1 protein-coding gene is annotated in these 1048 nt (G+C 58.7%); it reads right to left on the minus strand.

Annotated features, from left to right (window positions below; translation table 11 throughout):
• Positions 1-427, minus strand: a 427-nt coding sequence (locus H5U08_RS19660; protein ID WP_297037129.1) for a hypothetical protein, incomplete at its 3' end; no start/stop codon positions are given.
• Positions 428-1048 lie beyond the last annotated feature (621 nt).

Consider the following 1048-nt stretch of genomic DNA (forward strand, 5'->3'; position numbering starts at 1 on the left):
CTGCCTGTGGATCACTGGTGACGACCCCGCCGCCATTTTTATTGACGGAAGGAGCAACGGGAGACAACGGGGAAGCCTCGCCTGCCGGGGATGACGGCTCATTGGCCTCGAGGGTACCCTCAGAAGTGCTGGGTTGGGCTGGTGGCTGCGGACGCTTTTCGTATCCCAGCTTTTTGAGCACTTCGAGGATTTCGCTGCAGGTGGGAAACATCCTTCCGCTGGCCCGCTTGTATTCGTCGAGGGCCCGCATGAATTCGATTTCTTCCGGGCTGTAATCTCGCTCGCAGGTGGTGGGATCGATCTGTCGCCTGCGGGGAACCTTAGCACGGCGTTCCAGTTGACGGCGCTCCACAGGAACGGGGATGTTTTGCTGACGGCGGTCCGTCCCGCTGCGGCGATCAGGCAATCGACGCCGATCAATCGTCACGATCGTCGGATCGCTCGGGGATTGATCCGAGGTCGTTTCGGACTGTCTCGTGACCTCCTGGTCTTGTGCGGCTGAACCGACTGCCGGCGCCGGTTCTTGGGGGGGAGCGTCCGGTTCCTTGCGGCTGTGAGATGGTTTTCGTTTTTTGGAGTGTGAGGCGGATTCGGATGTCGGATGGGTTTTGTCGGATATGCTCCGTTTGACAGCTTGCGTCTTTTTGCCAGTTGCTCTTCGCGATTTCGAATCCTTCGGCTGTTTCGTCTTGACCACTGTTGCGACCTCCTTAACTTCGCTTCTCCGAATGGAAGGAATCAAGTTGTGGCAGGACGGCTGACAACAAAAGGTGGGCAAATTCCCAATGCTATAGCGGCACCATTGGTCGTTTGTCCTTCAGCGGCCATGAACCCGTCCGGAAGCGGCTGCTCGCTTGGCGCGAGGCCAGAACGGCTCGCCCGATCGGGGTTGTATGGCCGCGATGCGTGCGCTTGGCCAAAAACGGGAGAGTCGAGAGGCAGTCGCCGCGAGGTGCCGCTCTTCACGGTCGCTGCCGGTTAGGGAGTTGGCAAAGTTTTCCGTCAGGGAAATATAACACACGGACGTTGAGTATGCGGGACAGGAAAA

This window comes from Thermogutta sp. (genome assembly GCF_014359955.1).
Taxonomy (GTDB): Bacteria; Planctomycetota; Planctomycetia; order Pirellulales; family Thermoguttaceae; genus Thermogutta.